Source organism: Paenibacillus sp. NMA1017, from assembly GCF_058895805.1.
In genome coordinates this window covers 101194-127127 of the sequence record NZ_JBZXYR010000013.1, presented here as the reverse complement: position 1 = coordinate 127127, position 25934 = coordinate 101194, and the positions used below count along the sequence as shown (strand labels likewise).

The 25934-nt window shown below is 44.9% G+C and carries 21 protein-coding genes and 1 pseudogene; 6 read left to right on the top strand and 16 right to left on the bottom strand.

Translation table 11 applies throughout. The features are described from left to right. Positions 1-32: 32 nt before the first annotated feature. The 3 genes from AC5ELV_RS23215 to AC5ELV_RS23205 all read left to right on the top strand — a co-directional run bounded on the left by AC5ELV_RS23215 (position 33) and on the right by AC5ELV_RS23205 (position 4376). A complete protein-coding gene (locus tag AC5ELV_RS23215; protein ID WP_493432068.1) occupies positions 33-2468 on the top strand; it encodes a glycoside hydrolase family 94 protein in 2436 nt (811 codons plus the stop codon). A gap of 95 nt (positions 2469-2563) precedes the next feature. Beyond that, positions 2564-3688: a GGDEF domain-containing protein gene (locus AC5ELV_RS23210; RefSeq protein WP_493432067.1), complete on the top strand. Its 1125-nt coding sequence runs from the start codon at positions 2564-2566 to the stop codon at positions 3686-3688. A 169-nt stretch (positions 3689-3857) separates the two neighbouring features. Then, positions 3858-4376: an NAD(P)H-dependent oxidoreductase gene (locus AC5ELV_RS23205; RefSeq protein WP_493432066.1), complete on the top strand. Its 519-nt coding sequence runs from the start codon at positions 3858-3860 to the stop codon at positions 4374-4376. Between the two features lie 89 nt (positions 4377-4465). Here the strand turns inward: AC5ELV_RS23205 and ectB are convergent, their stop codons facing one another. Further along, complete coding sequence (gene ectB / locus AC5ELV_RS23200) at positions 4466-5728, bottom strand: diaminobutyrate--2-oxoglutarate transaminase (RefSeq protein ID WP_493432065.1); 1263 nt, start codon at positions 5726-5728, stop codon at positions 4466-4468. A gap of 591 nt (positions 5729-6319) precedes the next feature. On the opposite strand from ectB, the gene AC5ELV_RS23195 reads away from it, so the two are divergent. Next, positions 6320-7006, top strand: coding sequence for a response regulator transcription factor (locus AC5ELV_RS23195; protein WP_493432064.1), 687 nt, complete (start codon positions 6320-6322; stop codon positions 7004-7006). A 5-nt stretch (positions 7007-7011) separates the two neighbouring features. Here AC5ELV_RS23195 and AC5ELV_RS23190 read toward each other — a convergent pair whose 3' ends face one another. The 4 genes and pseudogenes from AC5ELV_RS23190 to AC5ELV_RS23175 form a co-directional block, all read right to left on the bottom strand. Then, on the bottom strand, positions 7012-9573 hold the full coding sequence (locus AC5ELV_RS23190; protein WP_493432063.1) for a response regulator: 2562 nt from the start codon (positions 9571-9573) through the stop codon (positions 7012-7014). 145 nt (positions 9574-9718) lie between these two features. Next, on the bottom strand, positions 9719-11719 hold the full coding sequence (locus AC5ELV_RS23185) for a methyl-accepting chemotaxis protein (RefSeq protein ID WP_493432062.1): 2001 nt from the start codon (positions 11717-11719) through the stop codon (positions 9719-9721). 399 nt (positions 11720-12118) lie between these two features. After that, positions 12119-14185, bottom strand: a complete 2067-nt coding sequence (locus AC5ELV_RS23180) for a thioredoxin domain-containing protein (protein WP_493432061.1) — start codon at positions 14183-14185, stop codon at positions 12119-12121. A 111-nt stretch (positions 14186-14296) separates the two neighbouring features. Next, positions 14297-14734, bottom strand: a pseudogene (locus AC5ELV_RS23175) (alpha/beta hydrolase); the annotation flags it as partial. A 201-nt stretch (positions 14735-14935) separates the two neighbouring features. Between AC5ELV_RS23175 and AC5ELV_RS23170 the strand changes: the two are divergent. After that, positions 14936-15658: a TetR/AcrR family transcriptional regulator gene (locus AC5ELV_RS23170; RefSeq protein ID WP_493432060.1), complete on the top strand. Its 723-nt coding sequence runs from the start codon at positions 14936-14938 to the stop codon at positions 15656-15658. 26 nt (positions 15659-15684) lie between these two features. Continuing rightward, the gene (map, locus tag AC5ELV_RS23165; RefSeq protein WP_493432059.1) at positions 15685-16431 is read left to right on the top strand and encodes a type I methionyl aminopeptidase; all 747 of its coding nucleotides are present in this window, start codon (positions 15685-15687) and stop codon (positions 16429-16431) included. A 233-nt stretch (positions 16432-16664) separates the two neighbouring features. Here the strand turns inward: map and AC5ELV_RS23160 are convergent, their stop codons facing one another. The 11 genes from AC5ELV_RS23160 to AC5ELV_RS23110 all read right to left on the bottom strand — a co-directional run bounded on the left by AC5ELV_RS23160 (position 16665) and on the right by AC5ELV_RS23110 (position 25845). Next, complete coding sequence (locus AC5ELV_RS23160) at positions 16665-17144, bottom strand: DUF2798 domain-containing protein (RefSeq protein WP_493432058.1); 480 nt, start codon at positions 17142-17144, stop codon at positions 16665-16667. Positions 17145-17471: 327 nt separating this feature from the next. Next, positions 17472-18680 (bottom strand): CynX/NimT family MFS transporter, encoded by a 1209-nt coding sequence (locus AC5ELV_RS23155; protein WP_493432057.1) that lies wholly within the window; start codon positions 18678-18680, stop codon positions 17472-17474. Beyond that, positions 18677-19369, bottom strand: a complete 693-nt coding sequence (locus tag AC5ELV_RS23150; RefSeq protein ID WP_493432056.1) for a FadR/GntR family transcriptional regulator — start codon at positions 19367-19369, stop codon at positions 18677-18679. Before AC5ELV_RS23150 ends, AC5ELV_RS23155 begins: the two co-directional genes overlap by 4 nt. Before the next feature lie 71 nt (positions 19370-19440). Beyond that, the gene (locus AC5ELV_RS23145; RefSeq protein WP_493432055.1) at positions 19441-19608 is read right to left on the bottom strand and encodes a hypothetical protein; all 168 of its coding nucleotides are present in this window, start codon (positions 19606-19608) and stop codon (positions 19441-19443) included. A gap of 197 nt (positions 19609-19805) precedes the next feature. Further along, positions 19806-21521, bottom strand: a complete 1716-nt coding sequence (gene ptsP, locus AC5ELV_RS23140) for a phosphoenolpyruvate--protein phosphotransferase (protein WP_493432054.1) — start codon at positions 21519-21521, stop codon at positions 19806-19808. After that, positions 21521-21784 carry a phosphocarrier protein HPr gene (locus AC5ELV_RS23135; protein WP_493432074.1) on the bottom strand — a complete coding sequence of 88 codons (264 nt, stop codon included), beginning with the start codon at positions 21782-21784 and terminating at the stop codon, positions 21521-21523. Before AC5ELV_RS23135 ends, ptsP begins: the two co-directional genes overlap by 1 nt. Positions 21785-21826: 42 nt before the next feature. Next, complete coding sequence (locus tag AC5ELV_RS23130) at positions 21827-22450, bottom strand: DUF6198 family protein (RefSeq protein WP_493432053.1); 624 nt, start codon at positions 22448-22450, stop codon at positions 21827-21829. 15 nt (positions 22451-22465) lie between these two features. After that, positions 22466-23905 carry a glycoside hydrolase family 1 protein gene (locus AC5ELV_RS23125; protein WP_493432052.1) on the bottom strand — a complete coding sequence of 480 codons (1440 nt, stop codon included), beginning with the start codon at positions 23903-23905 and terminating at the stop codon, positions 22466-22468. 18 nt (positions 23906-23923) lie between these two features. Next, positions 23924-24271, bottom strand: a complete 348-nt coding sequence (locus AC5ELV_RS23120; protein ID WP_493432051.1) for a PTS lactose/cellobiose transporter subunit IIA — start codon at positions 24269-24271, stop codon at positions 23924-23926. Positions 24272-24292: 21 nt separating this feature from the next. Next, positions 24293-25426 (bottom strand): PTS transporter subunit EIIC, encoded by a 1134-nt coding sequence (locus AC5ELV_RS23115; RefSeq protein ID WP_493432050.1) that lies wholly within the window; start codon positions 25424-25426, stop codon positions 24293-24295. Between the two features lie 110 nt (positions 25427-25536). Beyond that, positions 25537-25845, bottom strand: a complete 309-nt coding sequence (locus tag AC5ELV_RS23110; RefSeq protein ID WP_223822108.1) for a PTS sugar transporter subunit IIB — start codon at positions 25843-25845, stop codon at positions 25537-25539. Positions 25846-25934 lie beyond the last annotated feature (89 nt).

Sequence of the window (25934 nt, the reverse complement as noted above, 5' to 3'; positions counted from 1 at the left end):
TTATTTTTTCAAATCGAGAGGAGTTCTGCCCCATGAAGTACGGTTTCTTCGATGATGTCAACCAAGAATATGTCATCCACACCCCTCAAACCCCTTATCCCTGGATTAATTATTTAGGTAATGAACGATTTTTTGGACTAATATCCAATACAAGTGGCGGCTATGCATTTTACCGGGATGCTCGCTTACGTCGCTTAACACGTTACCGGTACAACAATATTCCTGTCGATAACGGTGGTCGTTATTTTTATATTTATGATGATGGGGATTATTGGACTCCGGGCTGGATGCCGGTCAAACGGGAGCTGGAGCAGTATGAATGCCGCCATGGACTTGGCTATACCTCAATTATGGGGGAACGCAGCGGTATTCGGGCCACGCAGCTGGCTCTTGTGCCCCTATCCTTTGACGGCGAGGTCCATCAGGTTAAGCTTCAGAACACATCGTTACAAACGAAAAAGATCAAACTCTTCTCGTTCGTGGAATTTTGTCTGTGGAACGCCTATGACGATATGACCAACTACCAGCGCAACTTGAACACGGGTGAGGTTGAAATACAAGATTCTATCATTTATCACAAAACGGAATACCGTGAACGTCGCAATCACTATGCTTTTTTCTCTGCTAATCGTCCGCTAGCGGGTTATGATACAGACCGTGAAGCTTTTCTCGGGCTCTACAACGGATTAGATCAGCCTCAGACGGTCGCCGCAGGGCAAGCCTCGAACTCTATTGCCAGCGGATGGTCCCCTATCGGATCACATTGCATTGAGATAACGCTGGAACCAGGCGAAGAAACAAGCTGTAACTTTATACTCGGTTATGTGGAAAATCCCGAGGAAGAAAAATGGGAGTCGCCCGGTGCTATTAATAAAAAACAGGCACATGCCATGATTGCGCAGTTTGCAGATGAAGCCGATGTGGAACGAGCGTTGAGTGAGCTGCGAACCTATTGGAATAATCTGCTGTCCAAGTATACCCTTCAAAGCCACGACGACAAGCTGAACCGAATGGTAAACATATGGAACCCTTATCAGTGTATGGTTACGTTCAATATGTCGCGTTCTGCCTCGTATTTTGAATCTGGTATCGGGCGTGGAATGGGCTTCCGGGATTCGAATCAGGACTTGCTCGGCTTCGTCCACCAAATACCGGAGCGGGCACGGGAACGGATTATCGACATCGCTTCTACTCAATTTGAAAACGGCGGGGCATATCATCAGTACCAACCGTTAACCAAAAAAGGAAATCATGAGGTTGGCGGTGGCTTTAACGACGATCCGCTGTGGCTTATTGTCGGTACCTCAGCGTATATCAAAGAAACCGGAGACTTTGGCATACTGGATGAACAAGTTCCCTTTGACGGGAATGTAGAGCGTACGGCTACTCTGTTTGAGCATTTGAAGCGTTCTTTTTACCATGTTGTGGGCAATCTCGGTCCGCATGGTCTTCCTCTCATTGGCCGGGCTGACTGGAACGACTGTCTGAATCTCAACTGTTTTTCCGCTACACCAGATGAATCCTATCAGACAACACAGAATTTGGAGGGCCGAATAGCCGAATCCGTGTTCATCGCCGGACTATTCGTATATACAGGACCGGATTTTGTTGAGCTTTGCGAGCGCAGAGGATTGGATGAGGAAGCAGCAACAGCTCAAGCGCATGTAGATCGTATGCGAACAGCCACATTGGAGCATGGTTTTGACGGGGAATGGTTCTTACGTGCTTATGACCATTATGGAGACAAAATAGGCAGCAAGGATTGTGAGGAAGGCCAAATTTTCATTGAACCTCAAGGCTTCTGTGTAATGGCAGGAATTGGCGTTGAAGAAGGTCTGGCTCAAAAAGCTCTCGATTCTACACGTGATCGGCTGGAAACTCCCTATGGCATTGTGCTGCAACATCCGCCTTATTCCCGCTACTATATTAATCTGGGTGAAATCTCTTCTTACCCTCCTGGGTATAAGGAAAATGCAGGTATTTTCTGTCACAATAACCCCTGGATTATGATGGCAGAAGCTGTCATAGGACGTGGTGATCGCGCTTTCGAGCTGTATAGCAAAATTGCTCCCGCTTATCTAGAGGACATCAGCGACATTCATCGCACCGAGCCGTATGTGTATGCTCAAATGATTGCGGGCAAGAATGCGGTTCGTGAAGGTGAAGCCAAAAATTCCTGGCTAACGGGTACTGCGGCTTGGAATTTTATAGCTATTACTCAATCCATCCTCGGTATTCAGCCGGAATGGGACGGTCTGCGTGTAGATCCGTGCATCCCCAAATCCTGGGGAGAATTCACAGTCACCCGCGTCTTCCGTGGCGACACATATGTGATTCATATCACGAATCCGCAACACGTCTCCAAAGGTGTAGCTACAGTTACCGTGGATGGCACTGTTCTAACGAATAATATTCTGCCGGTTGCAGGAGATGGAACTATTCACCAGGTAAAAGTGTTACTGGGCTAACGAGTTCATGCCCCTCAAAAAAATTAGCTTCAACTTCACCACATAGTATCTTATAATACGAGAATGGCTAAAGATACATTAAGTGTGGTGACATCATGAACAAGACAAAACGGCTTACTCAAACCATGGATTACAAAACAAAGCAAGCCCGCTGGGTACGCAAAATGTTATTACTGTATTGGATGATTATAGCTGTACATTTTATCATCCAGCTGGGCAGCTACTTATTTCTTGATTACCACGCTTCGCCTTATGAATTTTACGTCGGAACCCTTATTGTTCCCACGCTAATCATGAGTGGTTCCAACTTACTGGCAGAGTTGGCTTATTTTAAATTTAACAGGTATTCTTTTGCGATCCTGTTTATGGCAAGCACCGTCATTTGCTGGATGATTATTCGCCTAAATTATGATATCCGGATTATTCCTGCGCTATGTTTGTTGCCTATTTTCTCTTCTATTCTGTTCTTCAATCGTCGCTTAATATGGCTTTCCTTTGTATTGCAAGTGGTCGTCTTTTTTCTGTTGCTGACAGCAGATGGATCATTCCGCAGCTATTTGTCAGACTTTGATATCGTGGCGATTCCAACCTTTTTAATTATGTCCACCTTTATTGCTCTCATTATTCAGGCCAGCGGCCGCGATTTGTTAGTGGATTTATATAAAACAAAGCGCGCCCAACAGGAATTAATGATCAGTAACGCGATTATCAGCAAAATGTCAATGACTGATGGCTTGACGAAGCTGTACAATCATTTGTCCTTTCAAAACTTTTATGAAAAAGCACTCGAATATGCCGAACAAGGCGCGATCATCCATCTGGCGTTAGTGGATATTGATAATTTCAAGAAGATCAATGATACTTACGGACACCAGTTCGGAGATAAAATTTTGGAAGGCATCTCGCAAATCATTACAGAACAGATTACCGCAAATGACATTGCGGCTCGCTATGGCGGTGAGGAATTTGCTATTTTGATGTTCGAGCATACTTTCGAAGAAGCTTATCAGATCGTCGAAAACATCCGTCGTGAAGTGGAGAAAATGACCTTTCAGGAGAAATTGCAACTCGTTTCTGTAACCGTAAGCATTGGACTGAAAAGCTATACAGAAGAAATGAACAAAGATAAAGATGTATTTTTTCAGCAAGCAGATGACTATCTGTATCAAGCTAAGCGCTCCGGTAAAAACAAAATTGTTGCTCTTAATCATATCGCTTAATGTAAAAACACTTCATTTGATGAGACTCCGGCATGAGCTTGCCGGAGTCTTTTGAATATAGAGCTTAAAATTTAATAGAGTTGACAATTCCATAAGTTGAAACTAAAATCATTACATATGTATTGGTTATTTACTTACAATAAATAAGTTCGAAGGAGATGGTTTTTATATGTCAACCCTCGTTATTGTCGTTCACCCTGATCTTGCGGAATCTCGCATTAACAAAAGATGGGTGCAAGAACTCAAGAAACAATCCGGCGTGACCGTTCACAACCTGTATGAAGTATATCCGGATGAGCAAATCAATGTCGCCCAGGAGCAGGAACTGCTAGAGCAGCATGACCGTATCGTTCTGCAATTCCCTTTTTACTGGTACAGCACTCCTTCCTTACTGAAAAAATGGCAGGATAAGGTTTTAACCTACGGCTGGGCGTATGGAAGCGAAGGTGGCAAGCTACAGGGCAAAGAGTTGTTGATCGCCTTGTCTGCTGCCAGCGTTGAGGAAAACTATCAACATGACGGACGGAACAGATATACGATCGAAGAGCTGTTGAGACCCCTGGAAGCTACAGGCCATATGATTGGTGTCAAATTGCTCCCTTATTTCATACAATATGGTGCTGCAGTATTGACCGATGAGCAACTAGAGCAATCCGCACAACAATACGTGCAAACGGTTATTTCGTAATTTTTTACTAGAAAAGCCCCTTGGACGGTGCCTGCCATACCTGCTTTATAGCAGACGGCAGCTCCAGCCAAGGGGCTTTACTGATCGATTTATACTGTAACCAAGGTACTGGTTACCTGTGCCATACTTTCTTTAATAATGTCGCAGCCCTTACGCAAGTTTTCCAAGCTTATCGTTAACGCTGGCATAATTTTAATTACTGTATCGTTACGCCCAGCACGCTCAATAATGAGTCCCCTACTAAAGCAGAGAGTCGTTACCTCCTTGGCGAACGCTTCTCCCAGATGAGATACATCAATCCCCCAGATCAATCCCATGCCGCGAATTTCAATAAGAGGGTCTATTGATTGGATATGTTCACGCAAGAACTGCTGAACAAAAGCCTCTTTTTCCTTCACTTGTGCTTCCAGCTCTACCGTATCTCTGAACTCCAGCGCAGCCTTTGCCCCGACGAAAGCAAGCTGATTTCCACGGAAGGTGCCGTTATGCTCACCTGGACTCCATATATCCAATTCTGGCTTGAGTAGCAACAGAGACATTGGCAATCCGTATCCACTGATCGATTTGGACAAAACAACCATATCAGGAACGATTCCCGCCCGCTCGAATGAGAAGAACGAACCAACTCGACCGCAACCGACTTGAATATCGTCAACAATGAGCAAAATATCATGATCATCGCACAGCTGCCGCAAATCACGCAGCCATTCGGTATCTGCAATATGAATACCGCCTTCAGCCTGTACCGTTTCCAAAATGATCGCGGCAGGCTTTTCCACACCCGAATGGGTGTCTGTTAAAAGCTGCTCCATATACAAAATGGTATCCATTCCGTTAAATGTGCTGTTATAAGGTATGAAGGTAACATTGTTCAGGGGAACCCCTGCGCTCTCTCGCATGGAGTTGTTGCTGGTAATAGATAAACTGCCCAGCGACATCCCGTGGAACGCACCCATAAAAGCAAAAATACCATTTCTGTTTTTCACCTTGCGTGCAAGTTTCAGTGCTGCTTCCACCGCATTGGTTCCGGTCGGTCCGCAAAATTGCAGCTTATAATTCAAGCCCTTGGGCTGGAGAATACGCTCTGAAAAAGACTCCATAAACTCTTGCTTGGCCGTCGTGTACATATCCAGACCGTGCATAATCCGATCGGAGCTTAAATAATCCAATATCCGGTTTTTCATAAAATCATTATTATGCCCATAGTTCAAAGCCCCTGCCCCGGCAAAAAAGTCAATGTAGCCCTTGCCTTCCTCCGTGTACAGTACATCGTTTTTAGCTTTGTTGAAAACAACTGGAAAACTTCTGCAATAGGATCTTACATTGGACTCCAGCACTTCGAATGTGTTCATGATCTCTCGTCCTCCCGCTGACCTGATTTTAAAAAATACAAGCATGGAAAGCAAAAAAATGTAAATATGTAATCTAAATGAGTAGACAGTCTGAATTCACACTGGGATATCCACACCAAAGAATCATAAGTATGATCACAAGAACAATTAAAGTACGAAAATTAAATACAGAGATAGCACATGAGAGTAGGTTAGTAGAAGATTAAATAGTGGGTTTTTCTAAGAGGCCTATCAGAGGATGTCAACTCCTATGTAATAAAATACCATAATTTTCATTTAAGTCAATGCATGTTTCTGAGGTGTTTTGTTAAATTTTTGTAATTTATCATCAACGACTTGTAGTATATTGTTAAAAGAAAACGAAAAATGTCGTATTATAGAAACAAATCTCAAAAATAGTACATTTCCATATCAAATAGATATACGTTTGGACTGTTTGGCCACAGGATTGCCACAAATAAATCTGATCTTTTGACAGACTGTCCAAAGGAGTTTACTCTATCAAAAGAACCTGCCAAAAACTTGTTGTAAACATTGCAGCTATCCTAACTATTTGGCTCGAATTTGATAGAAAGATAAGGAAATATGATCATGTCTAATGTTTTGATTATTGAAGATGACAATATGCTGGGAGATACCCTTTCCTTGTATTTAACAGGAGAAGACTACAACGTTACTCGAGTGGAACAAGCGTCTGAGGGTATTGCTAGGCTTGAGATCGTACAGCCCGATATTATTTTGCTGGATCTGTTGCTTCCAGATTTGGATGGAATGAATCCCTGCCCACTGATACGCAAGCATACGGACGTGCCCATCATCGTGATTTCTACAGAAAACAACATATCAGAGCGCATTCGTACACTTACGTTGGGAGCAGATGATTATATTTGCAAGCCTTTTAGTATGCAAGAGCTAAAAGCACGGATGGAAGCTCTTTTCCGTCGTATTGAAATCACGCGCTTGCAAGGAAGAGGCAGAGCACCTGAACCTGATACGGGCATTACTTTGGATCTAGCGAGAAGAATGATTACCGTTAACGGACAAAATGTGGAGACAACATATTCAGAATTTGAGCTCATGAAGCTTTTTTATTTGAACCGGGGAATTGTATTCAGCAGGTATGCTTTGATTCAGGCTCTTCGTGGCACAGACTCCTTTATTAATGAGAGGGCTGTGGACGTACATATTAACCATTTACGCAGAAAAATCGAAAAAGACCCTAAGAAACCGCAATTAATCAAGACCATCTGGGGAATCGGCTACAAATTTATGCAATAACATGGTCAGCTCCAGGGAAGTGATGACTTGATTTGGTTAATATCCTTCTGAACCGTGCTCAGATGCTCTTTCCAGTCTGGATACAGTTCTCCTATTGAGGTTTCATTGCTGCGCTTCAATGCCTTTTCCAGCTCTATTACCTTTGCCAGCAACTCAGGCGCGCACAGGTTCCCCGTTCCTCCCTTAAGCGAGTGGATTAATCGAAGAGCAGAAGATAACTGCCCATTGTCCATTTTTCTCACAACTCTTTTATCGAGATGCTGGTATTCCTGTATCCATTTATAAAGGGCAAATTGAAAAATATACACCTTGCCATCCATGCCAGCTATCGACTGCTCAGCGTGAATACCATGTAAATCTTGCAGCCACGCTAAATTAATCCAGCTAGTTAACACTCTAGCAGCGGTCAGTTCATGGACAGGCTTGAGCAACACGGCATTAATACCGGCACGAAGACAAACTTCCTGTTCATGCTGCACAGCATCAGCGGTAAAAGCGATAATGGGAAGCCTGTTAAAAGCTTTGTTTCTCCGAATATGTCTCGCCGTCTCAAAACCATCCATCTCTGGCATATGCAGATCAAGCAGCACCATATCCCAGTAACGCAGTTCCAGTAACGCTATTAGTTCTCTTCCGTTCGTGACCATCGTTACTTCAAAGTTACGCTCTGCTAAAAACTCGGTAATCACCACCTGGTTAATTTCGTTATCCTCTGCTATGAGAATTTGATACTTCTGTGTTGTATCCCCCATCTCATTACGGAAACTCATCGTCGCATGAGTCTCCAGTGTATTACCATCAGTAGCCACTGACCGTTCCTTCTTCCAGCAGAGAACCTCCAGCAGAGCGTTCCGGGTAACGGGCTTGGACAAAAAAGCATCCACACTATGATCCATGTCCCCAGCAGCTATTGTTTCCATCTGAAACACAGTTGTAAGTCCAATGATCTGAGTTATCTGCCTATCCAGCATTTGAAGCCATTGCCTCCGGGAGTCCAGTTCTCTAAAACCTTCCATCCCCATATCAATGATAACAAAATCAAAATGCTCACCCTTTTGAAAAGCGTCCACACATTCTTGGAAGGATGATATAGTGAATGTTTTTAATCCCAAATCTTGCAGTAGTTTGTTCAAGCTGTATCTCACCAGTTCATGCTGTGCAACAATTAAGGCTTTGCCTTCTATTTGTTTTTCTATTCGTGTGCTTCCTGCATTCAATTCCCCAGTTTCCAGCTCGACATTAAAGTAAAATTGACTGTACTCTCCTAATCGGCTTTTCACCTCTACCTTCCCGCCCATAGCTTCAGCCAAATGCTTGCTAATGGCCAAACCCAGCCCAGAGCCCCCATATCTGCGGCTGGTTGATGTACTCGCCTGGATAAAAGGGATGAATAGCTTGTCCTTACACGTCTCGGAGATTCCTATGCCCGTATCTTCTACCATAAAAGAAACGCCCACTCGCCCTTCCTGCTGACTTAGCTTTTTTACATGTAACAATACATGTCCTTGATCCGTAAACTTGATGGCATTGGTCAGAAGATTTGAAAGCACCTGCTCCATTCGAAGCGGATCTCCCTTAAACCTTTTCGGTAACGCCGGGTCCGTTATAAATACGACCTCTATTCCCTTATCTTCGAGCAAAGTTCCAATGGTATCTGCGAGATGTCGAAGCATTTTTTCCGGCTCGAATTCTACCTTTTCCAGTTCCAGACTGCCGGCTTCCATTTTGGAAAAATCCAATACGTTACTGAGCATGGATGAAAGGGTACGCGAGGAAGCATGAAGCTTGTGGAGGTAATCTCTTTGAACGGCAGTCAGTTCAGTCTTATTCAACAGCTTTGACAGACCGATGATTCCATTCAGCGGGGTGCGAATTTCGTGACTCATATGAGCCAAAAAAACGCTTTTCGCATGGTTAGCCTCGTCCATCTCCTTTCTCTTCTGCTCTGAGGCTTTATACTCCGTAATATCCAACACGTGACCGATAACAGACCTCGTAACCCCGTCCTCCATAACCGGATGTAAGGTAATGAGAGCTGAATATTCCCAAAACTCCAATTCAAATACGGTTCGATCACCAAACCAGGCCTGTTTGTAGTATTGGTTAAGTTGCTCCATCGTTTCAGAGGAAAGCTCCAAAATGTCACCGAGGCGCTTCACATGCTCCCTTTTATTGTAGTTGACTTGCAGATTCAGACCCACGCGCTCCAGCAATTCACCTTCAAGCAGCCTATAATAAAATTCCTCACCGCTTTTCTCCAGCCTAAAGGTAAAGCCAGGTTGAACCCGGAGTAAATTCAGCAGATCACGGTCTTTGTTTAACAAACGTTGTCCATATGTATACTTAGCGGTGGTTAAAGTGTACACAAACAGAGTCATGAATATTAGACCCATCCCTAACTCTAGCACGCAGCTCAACAGTGTTTTATCGCTTATGCCAAAACACAAGAACAACATTCCCGCCCCTCCATAAAATACACCTGTGATCGCCTGACGAACAAGTTGACGCTGAAAAACCAAAACTAACAATAATATCACGATAGCACATAGCATTAAATCTCGAACCAAATGTTCGCCCCCTTATAATCTTCCATGTTTTGTGAGATATATCGAAAATATAAAAAAACTCAGGACAGATTCCTTATGCCATAAGGCTTAAAGAACTGTCCCGAGCATTCATTGTACTATACATTCCATAGGGTTCAAGTTCATTTTAATATTTGAAACGACTGATCATCGCCTTCAAATCAGCAGCCATGGTTGAAAGCAACTGTGCAGAAGCTGATATTTCCTCCATGGAAGCCAGTTGCTCTTGTGAAGAGGCAGCAACTTCCTCAGATGTGGCGGCATTACCGGTCGCAATCGTCGCCAGCTCGTTGGCTGTCGCTGCAATCTCTTGTACACTGGCTGATATTTGCTGTGCAATCGCAGCGACCTCCTCTACCTGAGGCGTTGTCTCTCGAATGCCCTCCATCGCATGACCCAGCTTGACAATGGTTGCTTTGGAAATCTGCAGTCCATCCTGCACCTCAGTCGTAACCCTGTCCATCGTCTTCACTGTTGTTTCGGTTTCATGCTGAATTTCGGCAATCAAGGTGGCAATCTGTGTGGCGGAAGTCTGAGACTGCTCTGCCAGCTTACGCACCTCATCAGCAACGACGGCAAAGCCTTTTCCATGATCACCCGCTCTGGCTGCCTCAATAGCTGCATTCAAGGCCAGTAGGTTTGTCTGATTGGAGATATCGCCGATAACCTTCGTAATTTCACCAATTTCATGAGAGCGGGCTTGCAAGGTTTGAATCATCTGGTTAGAACGCTCTACTGATTGATGAATGGAATTCATTTGCTCGCCTGTCTGCTCAACAGACTTTCGTCCTTCCTCGGCTTGCAAGGCAGATCGTTTGGCCAAATCGGCTACCGAAATCGAGCGTTCAGCGATTTGGGTGATCCCCTGTGCAATTTCATCCAGGGCCACCGAATTATTTTCCAGCCCTGTAGTCTGCTTCTCTGCACCACTGGCTATTTCTTGTACAGCCTGGGACACCTGCTCACTTGCAGCACTGGTTTGTTCCGCACTTATCGTCAGTTCATTCGAAGAAAGGGCGACATGATCTGCACTGTTCCCTACGTTCTGAATGACAAGTCGCAAGTTATTCTGCATATTTTGAAAAGCCACTCCTAATTCTCCGATCTCGTCCTCGCTCTTTACTTCGATGTCCTGTGTCAGATCTCCGGCGCTCACATTTACCGCTTGTTCTTTTAACTTTAAAATCGGTTTGATGATGGAACGGATCAGGAAATAAACAATGATAATACCAATCACAAGACAACCGACGATGGTTAGTAAAGTGCTGATCAAAATTGGTCCTGCTGCTTCATCGACTTCAGACATATACAGCGTTCCGCCTATCTTCCAGCCAGTCAGCTTGTTAGTCGCATAGTTCATATATTTGGGCTGGCCTTCATACTCATACTCGTATTCACCAGTATCGCTCTGAAACATGCGTGATTCAATATCTGTAATTTTGGTGCCTGCTTCCTTCGTCGGATGTACAATGTAAGTATGGTTGCTGTCCAGCAATATGGCATAACCTTCATGACCTACTTTAATATTGTTCAACGTCTCTTTAATACCACCAATTTTCAGGTCAATGCCAATAACACCCGATCCATCTGACGTTGCCCTAGACACCGTAACCGTCATTTGCTTCGAGCTTGCCGAAAGATAGGGAGAACTAATCGCTGTCTTTGCTTGCTCCTTTATCGCTTCATCGTACCAAGGTCTGACCCGTGGATCATAATTGTCCGGTAACTGCTTTTGTGGATAGGTTATAAATTTACCGTCCTTCGTACCATAAGAGATGGATTCTGCTTCAGGATGAAGTGCAGCATATTGCTTGAAAAACTCTTCCAGTTTGGCCGCTTGTTCCTCCGTCTCTACCCGATTGCCTTTTAGTCTTTCTGCAAAATATTCTGCGTCATGTACCTTGGGTTTAATAGTACTATCAACAATAAAATTAGTGCGGATGATAGCCTGCTTGGCACTTTCTTCAATCTGGTTTCGAATCTGCTGGCTAGCGCTTATAAACGACAAAGCCCCCACGATCATGGACGGTAAAATCAGAAATGCAATAAAGGCGACCATTAGCTTCGTTTTAAAATTTTTGCTGAGCATCCTTGCAACTAGCCACTTTTTTCCCGATAACTTCTTCATTAATAAACATCTCCATTTCATTACCTGGATTTCCTAACCTATGGTGAACCTCTTCGTCTTGCCGATGATGACAATCACCCGACAGACTCTCTTTCACATTTTTCACATCTGCTGCTAAAACGCTTGGACATAAAAGATATAAACGCGCTAGTTAAATAGGTATATGTACTTATTTTCGAAAACAACAAGGCTGGTCGGAACCGGTTCTTTGATATAATATACCTAAAAAATATTAAAAAAAATGCATAGCACATGTTAAGAAAATATTAGTTTCATTTCACTATACCTACCTCTTAACATGAAAATATCCCCTTGAAGGTAGCAAACATAGGGTCATTTTCGATAATCACCGTATGCTTACTACCCCCAAGGGGATTAGGTTTGTTCGCTTTATTCAGTTCAATCCAACAACACCTTCAGACCTTCAAGTTCAGTAACTGGTGCCTGACAGGTAAAATGCTCACACACATATACAGCTGGTTTGCCTTCCACAAGATCGTAATCACGGATATAAGAAACCGTCTCTGCAATCTCCGACTGTCCTTCATCTTTCAAAATAACGACCGTATTCGGCCTGAACCCAGCTCGAACCGCCTGAATGAACTGTACGGTCTGCGGATCGTCCCTATGACCCACAATCACAATCTCCTTCGTCGTTCCCGTCGCATACAACAACGCGCTGAGCAACGCGGAGTGGCCTGACGGGTAATGAGCAACCATACCGCCAAAAGCCTTAAACTGCTTGGCTGCATAGTTTTCTAATCGAGATTCACCTGTTAACCGCGCAAGCCGCACAAAATTATGAGCTGCAATGCTGTTACCCGACGGAATCGCACCGTCATAGATTTCTTTAGGCTTGGCAATTAGCTGCTCACTATCTGACCCATAAAAGAATAAGCCGTCCCGTTCCTCATCCCAGAACAAGTCGATCATATTTTGATTGAGCGTTATCGCCCGTTGCAGATACTCTATTTCGAAGGTCGCCTGGTATAGCTCGATCAAGCCCCACACATAAAAAGCATAATCATCTACATAACCGGGATAAGCTGCTTCTCCGTCTCTATAACGTGCGAACAGCCGTCCGTTCTCCTGTCTTAAATGGTTCCATAAAAACGTCTCAGCCTTCCGAGCTTGCTCTGTATATCTCGTGTCTCCAAAAGCTTGTCCTGCCTTCGCCAGTGCAGCAATCATTAATCCGTTCCACGAGGTCAAAATCTTGTCATCCTTGTGAGGATGAACCCGCTGCTCTCTGGCAGCAAACAGCTTGGCGCGTAGCTCACTAACCCGCTGCTCCAGTTCCTGCTCAGTCAAGTCATGCTTGATCCCATAGGCTTCCAGATTGATATCAATCAGGTTTGGAATGTTGTGACCTTCAAAATTGCCGTAAGGTGTAATCCCATACAAATCGTTGAAAAAGGCGGCATCCTCATCGCCTAGTACAGCCTTTACCTCAGAGTCGTCCCAGACATAAAATCTTCCCTCTTCTCCTTCGGAATCCGCATCCTCCGCCGAATAAAAGGCACCACCTGCATCCGTCATGTCCCTTGCAATATATGTAAAGATTTGTTCTGTAATCCGTCTGTACAGTTCCTTGCCTGTCACCTGCCAAGCCTCTGTATACGCGATGGCCAACAGAGCATTGTCATACAGCATTTTTTCAAAATGCGGCACCAACCACTTCTCGTCCACGGAGTATCGTGAGAATCCCATGCCTACATGGTCATAGATTCCGCCCCGTGACATCGCATCCAGCGTCTTCTCTGCCATTTCCAGTGCCTGTTGATTCCCCGTATGCTGTGCATATCGCAGCAAAAAAGACAGGTTATGCGGAGAAGGAAACTTGGGAGCTTCCCCGAAGCCGCCATATTCCTTATCGAAGGTGTGGCTGTATTCATGGAAAGCTTTATTCAAGCTCTGTTCATCCAGTTCACCGCGATAACCTGCAAGCAAGTCCTGCCGCTCATGCTCGGTAAGCACCTGCTCACTCAGTTCCACCAGCTCTTCGGGCTGTTCTTTCCACCGAGTACCCACCTTATCCAGCAGCTCCAACAGTCCGACACGGCCAAACTTCTGCTCCTTGGGCAAATACGTCCCCGCAAAAAAAGGCTTCTGATCCGGGGTCATCAATATCGTCAGTGGCCAGCCTCCATGCCCCGTCATCGTCTGGCAGATGGACATATAGATATGATCCACATCCGGACGTTCTTCACGATCCACCTTAATGGATACGTAATCCCTGTTTAATACATCAGCCACTTCTTCATCCTCGAAAGATTCTCTCCCCATTACATGGCACCAATGGCAAGTGGAATAGCCGACAGATAGGAAAATAGGCTTGTTATCACGCTTAGCGATTTCAAAAGCCTCATCTGACCAAGGGAACCAATTTACCGGATTGTGAGCATGCTGTAGCAAATACGGTGATTTTTCCTTGGATAGTCTATTCGGTTTGCTGCTCGTTGTCATGGGACATCACCACTTCCGTAGTTGGATTTTATGCTTGCTACTATTTTACCCTAAATGGGTGGTAAAAGTCGGAAGGGATGAAAAAAGATACTATCAGATTAAAATTAATAAAACTTTCTGAGTATCTATCCCTAACTCTTCCGCATGTTCAATACACCATTTTAGGCCCGAATAACAATCCTGTAACTGACTTGGCTGTACATGCTCTGGTGCTGGGCGATAGTACACGGATACACAACAGAAACCATGTTGTGCAGCAAGAGATGCATTAGCAGGACGATCCACGACTGGACTTCCTAAGACCATCCCGTCTCCGTATATCGAATAATATAGAGGCATCTTATGATACTTTGATTGTTTAGGCTTGATGATTTCTAATTGAATATCAGGACCACTAAAATAACTTGGCACAACCTTTTTTTCTAATGTAACAGGGAACATCTGCGTTACATCTATTTGTTGCATCATTTGAGATTGATTTTTACGTGATTCCATTAGTGTAGATTCGGTAAGATCGGTTGTTGGTATTAAATCAACTGCACTGATAATATAGCATAACTCTGCTCACCTGAAACCAGCTAAATGATATCAGTACAATCAAACCATTAAAATTGAGCTGATATATAACTGATCTTCGTTCGTTTATGAGGTGTTGCCGGAACTTTTGTTTGCCCGACTCTTGTTATTCGCAAGCCGATGTTTTATATTGACATAAGAGTAGGTCAAAAATAAAAGAGGTGAACGGACGAGATGTCTCCACGTACGAAGGAACAAAACGAAGAGATCCGGCTGCGGCGTCTGGCGCAAATCCGGAAAGCCGCTGCCGATGTGTTTTTGAATAAAGGGCCTTTACTGGAAATCCGCGATGTGGCCGTGCAGGCGGGACTCGGCTATGGCACGGTATACCATTATTACAGCAATAAGGGCAATTTGCTCCACGATCTGCTATGGGACGCGTTGGAGCGGGCCGGGGGATGGCTGGAGGCCCCGCGCGCTTCGGCTTCGGGGGAGGCGCCGGCGGGCGGGCATTTCGGCTTGGCTGCTGCGGAGGACACCAGGAACTCGGTTGCCGCAGATTCCCAAAGCGGAAGCCGCGAAACGGCCGCTTTCGCAGAGCTTGGCCCCGTCGCCGTCGCCGGCATTCGGCTGCTGCAGCTTTGGGCGGAGGACCACGCCTTGTACCTGCTGCATAAGCTGGCCGGTGAGGGTTTTGCCTCGCTGCCTGAAGCGCGCTCTGTCCCGCTCTCGGCCGCCTTTCGCCGGGAGGTGCTCGCGCCGCTTGCCGCGCTGCTGGAAACCGGTCGTGCGGCGGACGGGGCTGCCGCTTCCGGTGGAAACGCGGCAGAGCCACCGTATCGGCTACAGCGCGCGGAAATGCTGTTGGCCGCCTTGGTCGGCTGCGCGTCGCTTTCGCTTCGCCGCGGAAAGCTGCACGAGGAGGCCAAAGATATCGTCCGGTTTTTAAAATTATAGAATTGATAAGGAGCGAATAGACAAAAATGATCATTTTAAAATCACCTAGGGAAATCGAAGAGATGAAGCCGGCGAGCCAAATCGTTGCGGACTGCTACCGCGAGGTGGCGAAACTGATCGAGCCTGGGATCACCACCCGGGAAATCAATGACTTTGTTGCCAGACACATCACCAAGCTGGGCGGCAAGCAGTTTACGAAAGGGTACAACGGTTTCCCCGCCGAAACCTGCATTTCGGTCAACGATGTGGTGGCCCACGGCATTCCTTCGAACCAGATGCTTATGGACGGCGACTTGCTGAAGCTCGACATCGTCGTGGAATACGGCGGATGGTTCGGCGATTCGTGCTGGTGCTATGCGGTGGGCAATATCCGGCCGGAGGCGCAAAAATTAATGAAGGTGACAAAGGAATGCTTGGATCTGGGGATCGCCCGGGCCCTCCCTGGGGGCCGGCTCGGCGACATAACGTCGGCGATTCAACAGCATGCGGAAGCGAACGGGTTTTCGGTCGTACGCGATCTGCTGGCGCATGGGATCGGGCGGAGCCTGCACGAGGAGCCGAGCTACGAGCATATCGGCGTAGCCGGCAAAGGCATTCGGTTAAAGGAAGGCATGGTGTTTACGATTGAACCGATGGTCAACGAAGGTACGTTCCGTATCACGATCGACGACGATCAGTGGACGGCGAGAACGGCCGACGGCAAGTTGTCGGCGCAATATGAGCATACGATCGCAGTTACGTCAGACGGACCACTGATTTTAACGGCCCAGTAAGAATAGAGGCGAACGGACGGCAATGCGTCATTTTAGGAAATAAGTCGCCAACCCGGCCTGCTTGGCCTGACGAAAGTTCGTAATCCGAAACGCGAAAAAGCGCTGGTTCCAGCCCGGGACCAGCGCTTTTTCTACATGGTTTGTAACTTTACCGATTTACGAAAAAACACGTTATTATGCGGTTTTTTATTATGACTTTGGTATCGTGTTACGGATTTACACTCTCTGCTTTGCTAGCCTGTCTTGCGTGTATTTTTTTTCATTGCAAATCTTGCTATTGGCTGAGCAATCAATAGCTCAATCCAAAATGCTACACCAAAATTTCTAAACCAACTATGAAAAAAGTTCTGAAAAGGTTCTAGGCTTATTTGTTTCGTACCAACCCAAATTCCTATAATGGTTAGATGCATAGATAAGACTGTAACATTCAATAAAGTATTCAATAAAACTCTAGCATTAAATGCATCTGTTTGTCCTACGAATTTGGGTATCACTTTACCTACTAATGGTCTTGCAACCAATCTTACTAACAAAACAACGATAAGCCACATAAACGGAATAATCTTAAGCGTTTCTAAATAATTTTCTTTACTAAAGCCGCGTTCCAACCCCATAATAATCGGGGCGATCGTGTTTACTGAAATAATTGAAATAATCAATAAAAATAATATACCTTCTCTTGCGTTTTGAGGCAGTCTTTCTTCCTTATACATATTGTTTCCCTCCGAAATAAAAATATTTCAGATGGTAGACGTATCATGCGACATATATTTTTGGCCATTAAAGCTTATACCTATATCTCTACACACTGATTTAATAATTAGTATCAACTTTTTTAAAACAAATGAAAGGATTTACAATTCAATTCTATCTGCAAGTAAATGTAATTAAATGCGATACTTATTAATAAACCTCGTTGTACTCTTGTTTGGACATTGGTGTAAGGCGAGCTTTTCGAATTCTCACAGTTGATGTGTTCATCTGACGCACCTGAACTACAAGGTTGCGATGTCATGATCGCTCTTGGGGGCGATTCTGCCTTATACTGTGCGATTTTTTGAGGCACCCAAGCCAGATATGAACAACAGAGCGCTAACGACAAGCAATAATAACAGCGGGAAGTTCCAACTTGCTGTGATGTCATGGAGCAAACCAAATAAGATCGGTCCAGTTGCTGCCAGCAAATATCCAACGGATTGCGACATGCCGGACAAAGAAGCTGCATCGTGGGCATCTTTCGTTCGCAAACTTAAAAAGATCATGGCCAAGCTGAACGCAAATCCCCCACCAATTCCAAGTAAAATTGTCCATAACGAAATGAAAGCATTTCCGCCGAAATAAAGGCCTCCCAAAGATACAAACAACAGGATAATCATTATGATAACCAGTAAACGTTGATTCCTTATGCGCCCCGCAACGATCGGCACGATGAACGCTACGGGCAGCGCAGCGATTTGAAACAGCGACAGCATCCAACCGGCGCTGTCTTCACTCAAGCCCCGGCTTGTCATAATTTCAGGCAACCAAGCGATCAAAACATAGAAAAAGAGAGACTGCATCCCCATAAAAATCGTAATCATCCATGCCAACGGTGAACGCCACAGACTTCGACGAGCTGACGCACCGCCCGTTATTGTCCTGGAAGACGCGTGACTCGCCCGAACTTGAGGCAACCAGAATAGCGCGGCCAACAAAGCGAGTGCGCCCCAGATGACTAGCGCGCCATTCCAACCGAAACCTAGATTACGGGCGAGCGGAACGCTTACACCGGATGCGATCGCCCCGCATAAATTCATCGACACGGAGTACACTCCTGTCATGAGACCGACTTGACGAGAAAAATCCCGTTTAACCATACTCGGAATGAGCACGTTACACACCGCAATCGCGAGCCCAAGCAAAGCAGTGCCTGCAAACAAAGAAGCTGTTGCAGGCAACAAGCGGATCGCGATACCCGCCATGAGCAGAACCAACGCATAAAGCATGGTCCTTTCCACCCCGAAGCGGCGCGCCAGAATGGGCGCGAACGGTGAAAGAAGCGCAAAAGCAAGCATCGGCAAAGTTGTGAGCAGACCTACCCCGGTATTCGACAGTCCGAGGGACTCGCGAATCGAGCCAACCAACGGGCCTACCGACGTTAGCGGTGATCGCATGGTCAGTGAGATCAGGACGATGCCGATGATGATCGGCCAACTCGACGACAACGACTTCTTGACCATCGTTGACTTCGTATCGATTTGTACGCTCACGGCCGTTCCCCTCCTTTGACGTCGAGAACAGCTTGCGATTCCGCAATATAACGGTGAACCGCTGCCACAGCCCGATCGGCGTCTTTATCGACAATCGCTTCGACAAGTAGCCGGTGCATTTCCAAGAAATCCGCACCGACTTCATAACGAGTCAAGCTTGTAATCGAATCTTGCGACGCTTCAGCGATATGGTCGTATAATTCGATCAATATTTCATTGTGAGATGCAGTGACGATGCTTTGGTGAAGACGAATATCCTCCGTTACAAATCCATCAATGTCTCCGAGTGCAGCAGCCGCCTCGCAGCGTTCAAGTTGGAGAAGAAGTTCATTCGCCTCGTCGCTCGTTCTACGTTGCGCAGCCAGATGGGCTCCCTCACGTTCGAGCGCATGCCGGACTTCTAACGTCTGCAGCGTATCGGAGCGCAAAATACGTTTTTGCAGCACGACCCCCAAAACGCTTGAAGAACAGACATAAGTTCCGTCCCCTTGTTTCGTCTTCAAGAGTCCCTCGTGTATCAACGCCCGAACTGCTTCCCTTAATGTATTGCGGCTAACATTCAACTCCGCCATCAACTCCGGCTCGGCCGGAATGCGCATCCCGACAGTCCACTTGCCGGATTCGATCAGACTTTCCATTTGCAGTGCGACTTGCTCAACCAGCGTCAGCCGGTTTGTTTTCTGAAGCATGTGTTAACCCTCTCTTCACCTTTTTTATCAAACATAGGATGTTTGGTTTATGGGTATTTTATCACACTTATTTATTTGAAACAACTCTCTGCGGCCCTCGCCGCCCGGTGCAGTTCAATGTCGGCCTTATGCTCCGAATAATATTTCCTGCTGTATTTCGCGGATTTGTACCCTTCAAACACAGTACGGGTTTTGGCGTAATCAACCGTTGCGGTCTTTAATTCGACGTTTGTTCTCATAGCCGCAAGCTGCTTATATTCAAGCAGGTTGTTTTTCTACAAATATTGGAGTGATTGCGCCGTCATTGCGCTGACTGGTATCAGCTCATTTTCTTTCGCGGCAATAAGTTTACTTCACAAGATACTTAAAAAGGCGACCCTGCCGAGATATCCAGCAGAATCGCCTTTCAAGTTTTAGCCCAAAGCTGCAATCATTATTAATTAAAGGTCTTTTTTACAAACTCAATAACTTCTTCCGACATTTTCATGGATAGAACGGCCTCTTTAACGCTTTTTGCATGTTCACTGGCCAGCTCTTTAATTTGTGCACGTGCCGGAAGGATTGAGGTTGCACTCATGGAGAACTCATCAAGTCCTAAACTAAGCAATAAAGGAATGGCAATCGGATCGCCTGCCATTTCTCCGCACATTCCAACCCATTTTCCTTCGTTATGCGCCGCATCAATGACCATTGAAATCAGCCGTAAAATCGCTGGATTGAAGGGTTGATACAAATAGGATACGCATTCATTCATACGATCGGCGGCCATGGTATATTGGATCAAATCATTGGTGCCGATACTGAAAAAGTCGACTTCTTTGGCAAATTGATCCGCCATTACAGCTGTAGACGGTATTTCAACCATCATGCCAATTTCAATATTATTCGCTACTTTTACGCCGCTGACCACAAGCTTTTCTTTTTCTTCCAAAAGAATGGCTTTGGCTTCCCTGAATTCAGATAATGTTGCGATCATAGGAAACATGATTTTCAGGTTTCCATAGACGCTTGCACGTAATAATGCACGCAATTGTGTACGGAGAATGTCCTGTTCTTCCAAACATAAACGAATCGCCCGAAAGCCTAAAAACGGGTTCATTTCTTTGGGCAGTTTCAAGTAAGGCAGTTCTTTATCGCCACCGATATCCAAAGTACGGACAACTACCGGCTTCCCTTGCATTTTTTCCAAAACGGTTTTATAAGAGACAAACTGCTCTTCCTCTGTTGGAAGCCGATCTCTGCCCATGTAAAGAAACTCCGTACGGTAAAGCCCGACCGCTTCTCCTCCATTTTCCAGCACACTTTTAACATCAGCCGGTGTGCCAATGTTAGCGGCCAGTTCGACATGCACGCCATCCTTAGTTACCGTCGGCTCATGAACCAATTTGGCCCATTGTGCTTTTTGCGTTTCGTATTTTGCTTTTTTCGCTTCATATTGGGCAATGATTTCTGATGATGGGTCTATAATGACATCGCCTTCCAAACCGTCGACAATAACAACTACGCCGTTTTCAATCCTGGCCGTAGCTTGCTTTGTGCCGACGACAGCCGGAATTTCCATGGAGCGGGCCATGATCGCCGAATGAGAAGTGCGGCCGCCGATATCCGTCGTAAAACCTTTCACATATCTACGATTTAACTGCGCGGTATCGGAAGGTGTCAAATCCTCGGCGATGATGACAACTTCTTCGGAAATCAAGCTTGGATCGGGAATTTGCACGCCTAATACATGCGCGATTACCCGTTTCGTTACATCGCGGATATCTTTGGCGCGTTCCCGCATATATTCGCTTTCCATGGATTCCAGCATGGAAACGAACCTGTCGGCTGATTCTTTCAAGGCAAATTCCGCGTTTACGCCTTCCGTACTTATATTTTCGAAAACCGGATTTAATAGTTCCGGGTCGTTTAACACCAATAACTGAGCGGCGAGAATTTCCGCTTTATCGGCGCCAAGCTCACGGTTTACGTATTCCGTAATTTTTTCCAGCTCCGCTTTGGAACGGCTGATGGCCTGTTCCAATCGCCTTTTTTCGGCGTCCTTGTCTTCAATGCTCTTTTTTACGATTTGAAGCTCCGGCTCCTCCAGGCGGTAGGCTTTGGCAATCGCTATACCGGCTGAAGCACCAATTCCTTTCAGGTTATTGCTCATTATTCGCCAAGCCCTTCGTTTTTCAAGGTTTCTTCAATCCCTTGGATTGCCTTATCCGCATCGGAACCAACCGCAGCAATTTGAATTTGAGCTCCTTGCGGAACACCTAGAGACATTACACCCACTATCGATTTGAGGTTAACGGTTCGGCCGTTATATTCGATGTTAACCTCCGCATTGTATCTGCTTGCGGCTTGAACCAAGATGGAAGCCGGACGCGTGTGAATGCCCACCTCGTCAATGACTGTAAATGTTTTTTTCACCATAGTTTCTATCTCCTCTCCTCTATATAAGTTGCTCTTTCTTTAGTTCAACTTATATAACCTTCCAAATTTAAACAGTATTTTTTCGAGCAGCATGGTTCCTGGTCCGGTTAAAACAAAAGCGATTCCCGTTCCGATCCCCACTATTCCTCCGAACAAAAACCCGGTGCTTAAAAAGATCGCGTCTACACCGATTCTGCCGAGATCATACCTGATTCCGAATTTTGATTCCGTATATCGCAAAATCGCGTCTAAGGCGTACATGCCATTGCCAAAATTCATCAACAACACATAAGTCATGGAGAAACAAAAGTTAGCCAGGATGACGATGACGATTTTGTTGAATAACGATAAATCCGCCAGTTCCATATTGGCAATAAACGGATGAATCCAGTTAATCAAGGGCCCGACCAAAAAGGAATACATGATGGAAGAAAAACCGATTGATTCACGATTTAGCAATAAACCCGCAGCCAGAAAAACAATACTTACGCAAAAGCTTGCAAGACCGACACTAACTCCGAGGCTTTTATGCAATCCATCCAATAAAACCGTTAATGTATCAGACCCTATATTGCACTCGATAAATAGATTAACGGCTAGAGCGCTTAACGCCGTGGCAACGGCCACAATAACTAATCGTCCGCCAAATTTCGCAAGAGCCATGTATTTACGCAACCTTTAGTCCAGATTTTCTCCATTGGAAGCGATCACTTTTTTCATCCAGTAAAAACTGTCTTTACGGAGGCGCTTTTTGCTGCCCTTGCCGTAATCATCCTGGTCCACGTAAATAAATCCGTAGCGTTTGCTCATTTCCGAGGATGAACAACTAACGATATCAATCGGTCCCCAAGCATAATAGCCTCTTAGATCCACCCCATCCTTAATGGCTTCTTTCATTTGTTCGATATGAGCCCGGTAATAGTCAACCCGATAAGGATCATGGATCGAATTATTCTCTTCTAATTTGTCATGGTAGCCAACCCCATTTTCCGTGATATAAATAGGGCACTGATACCGGTCATAGAACAGGTTAAGCATAGTGCGAAGACCGATAGGATCAATAGTCCATCCCCATGAATTGGCCGGAAGTTCAAAATTGCGGTAAGGTCCTGTTTTGTTTTTCAAACTTTCTTCATCAAAAATGCGAGTATAGTAGTAGGAAAATGACATAAAGTCAGCCGTATTTCTCAATGCTTCTTCGTCGCCTTCCGCGAATTCAACGGTAATATTGTTGTCGTGGAAATAACGGAAAGCATAGCCAGGATAATATCCGCGCATTAAAACATCGGAGAAAAAGTACTCCATTTGATTATTGCGTACGGTGGCGAATACATCTTCCGGTTTACTGGTAGCCGGATAGGCAGGTCCCCCGCAAAGCATCATCCCGATTTGCAAGTTGGAATCCAGGTTTTTGGCATACTTCGTGACCAAACCGCAAGCTACCATTTCATGATGCACACCTTGATATTTGGCGGAGGCTAAATCATCCACTACATCTTCCGCAATGCCCAGATGGTTAAAGGATTCATGAACAATTAAATTGATTTGATTAATAATAATCCAATATTTCACCTTTTTATGGTATCGATCAAGAATCACTTTGCTAAAGTGGGCAAAAAACTCGATCATTTCTCTGGAGTACCACCCTTTATAAGCCAGGGTCAAATGAAGCGGCATTTCGTAATGGGACAGGGTGATCATCGGCTCCATTCCGTTCGCTATAATTTCGTCGATCAGGTTATCATAAAATTTCAAACCTTCTTCATTAGGCTTCTCTTCGTCGCCATTCGGAAAAATTCTTGTCCAATTGATCGAGGTGCGAAAGGTTTTTAGTCCAAGTTCGCTCAACAATTTCAAGTCTTCTTTATAAGTGTGATAGAAATCAATTCCCCAACGCTTCGGAAAAATTCGCTCTTCGTTTTGAATGGCTTCTTTAATATAGTCCGTAGTCAGTTCCAAATTGTTCTTTTTATCTAAAGGAATTTCATCCGTAAATTCATTAATATCCGCTACGCTTAACCCTTTTCCGTTCACATTGTAAGCGCCTTCTGCCTGATTGGCAGCGATAGCTCCTCCCCATAAAAAATCGGCTGGAAATCCTGATGGAATATTTTTCATTTTTATTACTTCCTCTCTTTATTTATTGGTCATTTCTAATTGGGTCAGCCTCTGATTAAAGCTCTCGAAAATGTCGATTAACCGCTTGGCAATATTAATTTCACTATAAATCGTCATTAACGTGTCTTGCGCATGGGCAAATAACACTGAGTACTCCCCTTGTCCACCTTCCGTTTCTTTTTGGATGCAATTCGTTTGTACGCGATGAGCGATCACAATTTCGCCGTTGGCTAATTTCATCTTCTCCTTAGCTCCGGCAAAGTCGCTTTTTTCAATATTTTTTAACGCATCCGTACAATGCTTTCTTGCTTCCCCTGCGTGCAAAATGATTTGCATCGCATCTTGAGCTACTTGTTCCGTTGTCATTGTTAACTTCCCCTTAACAAATTAATTAGTTTGCGGCAATTCTTTTTCAAGTTCTTGTTTTTCGTAGGTTTTGAAAAATGGGTACCAAATCAGCGTAGCCACCGCAACGCAGATGAGCATCAAAATAATGCCTGTGATCGTTCCTGTCGTAATCCACGTGGAAATTGGAAAAGGAGCATACCACAGATCGAAGATCAATTTCGGTATGGGAGCGAAAGGTATGACTTTGGTTCCGATCCAAATGATCGCCGGCAAGATAATACCAATGATCCACATCGGCAGCATCAATATGGGGTTCCATACGATAGAACCAAATACTAAAGGCTCGTTGATATTAAAGATGGCGGGTATAAAGCTTGCCCGGCCTAGCGCTTTTAGCTTGGTGCTTTTAGAGAACGCATGCATAATAACCAGGGGTAACGTACAGCCCACGCCGCCTACAAACAAGTATGCCGAAAAAATCGTTTCGGCCGTTACGAGATTATGCGCCCCCATGGTCGCGTTTACGGTAATAGCCGCCAGAAAAATCGGTTTGGTGACCGGGGTTAACACCCAACTGGAGATCCCCATGGAATATAGGAAACAGTAAAGAAATATAATCAGCATGAATCCCCAAGGCGTCTCTACCACGTTGGCCAACGGCATAAAAATATTCAAAATGATGTTGTATATATCAACATGAACAATATCGACCAACACCCAAGCCGCAACTAAAGTGATCCCGATGGGAAGCATGGAATCAAACCAGGCTCTGACAAAGTCCGGGATGACGGAATCTTCTTTGAAAAAAGAGAATTTTCCGAACAGGCTCATAATATAACCGGTGAAAAGAGCGGCGATGATCGCAACAAACATACCTCCGGTTCCCAAAGAATTATGCGTAAAACCAACCGTACCATCTTTTACGACCTGGGGAGTTATGATGATTAAAAATGTAATTAAGCTGGTACATCCGGCAATAAAGCGCTGTTTTCTTAACTTCTTTTTCTCCATCAAATTAAACGGAATCAGGAAAGAAACCAAGAGCGAAAGCATACCCATCGTCCATCCAAACGGAACCCAAAAATTAGGATAATTTTTGATATGATACACATCTCCGGGTATAGTCAGAAGACAAAATACCGAACCTAAAAGAATAAAAGGCAATAGCTGCATGACAGAATCCTTAAGAGTTACGATCCATACATTGTTATTGACTTTATTCATCTTCGGAGAGAAGTCGTTTTTAAGCCATTCCATTAATTTGTTCATTTTTCTTATCCCCTTTAGCTGTTCAACTCACTCAGAAGGTCATCTAAAGCCGCTTCCCCATCCAAAGTGGAATAATAAGAAGGCTTCATCAAGAGCACTTTGACATCGGTATCTTGGGTAAGCTCGTTGATATCATCCATGATATAAGCCAAGTGGGGGCCGACTAATAAAGCATCAATGTCATGGATGTAATTTTCAATTTCCGCTTCCCCTCTGGCTTTGATGTCCATATTCAGGTTTCTTTTTTTAGCGGCCTTGCGAATATTGGCAGCCATAAAACCGGAGCTTGCCCCTGACCCGCAAATTAACAGCACATTTAACATTTCGCTTGAATTTCCCATGGTAATCCTCCTCGCTTTTCTTTATAATCGTGGTGTGATAGCGCTATCATTACTACAACCAAACTATATTA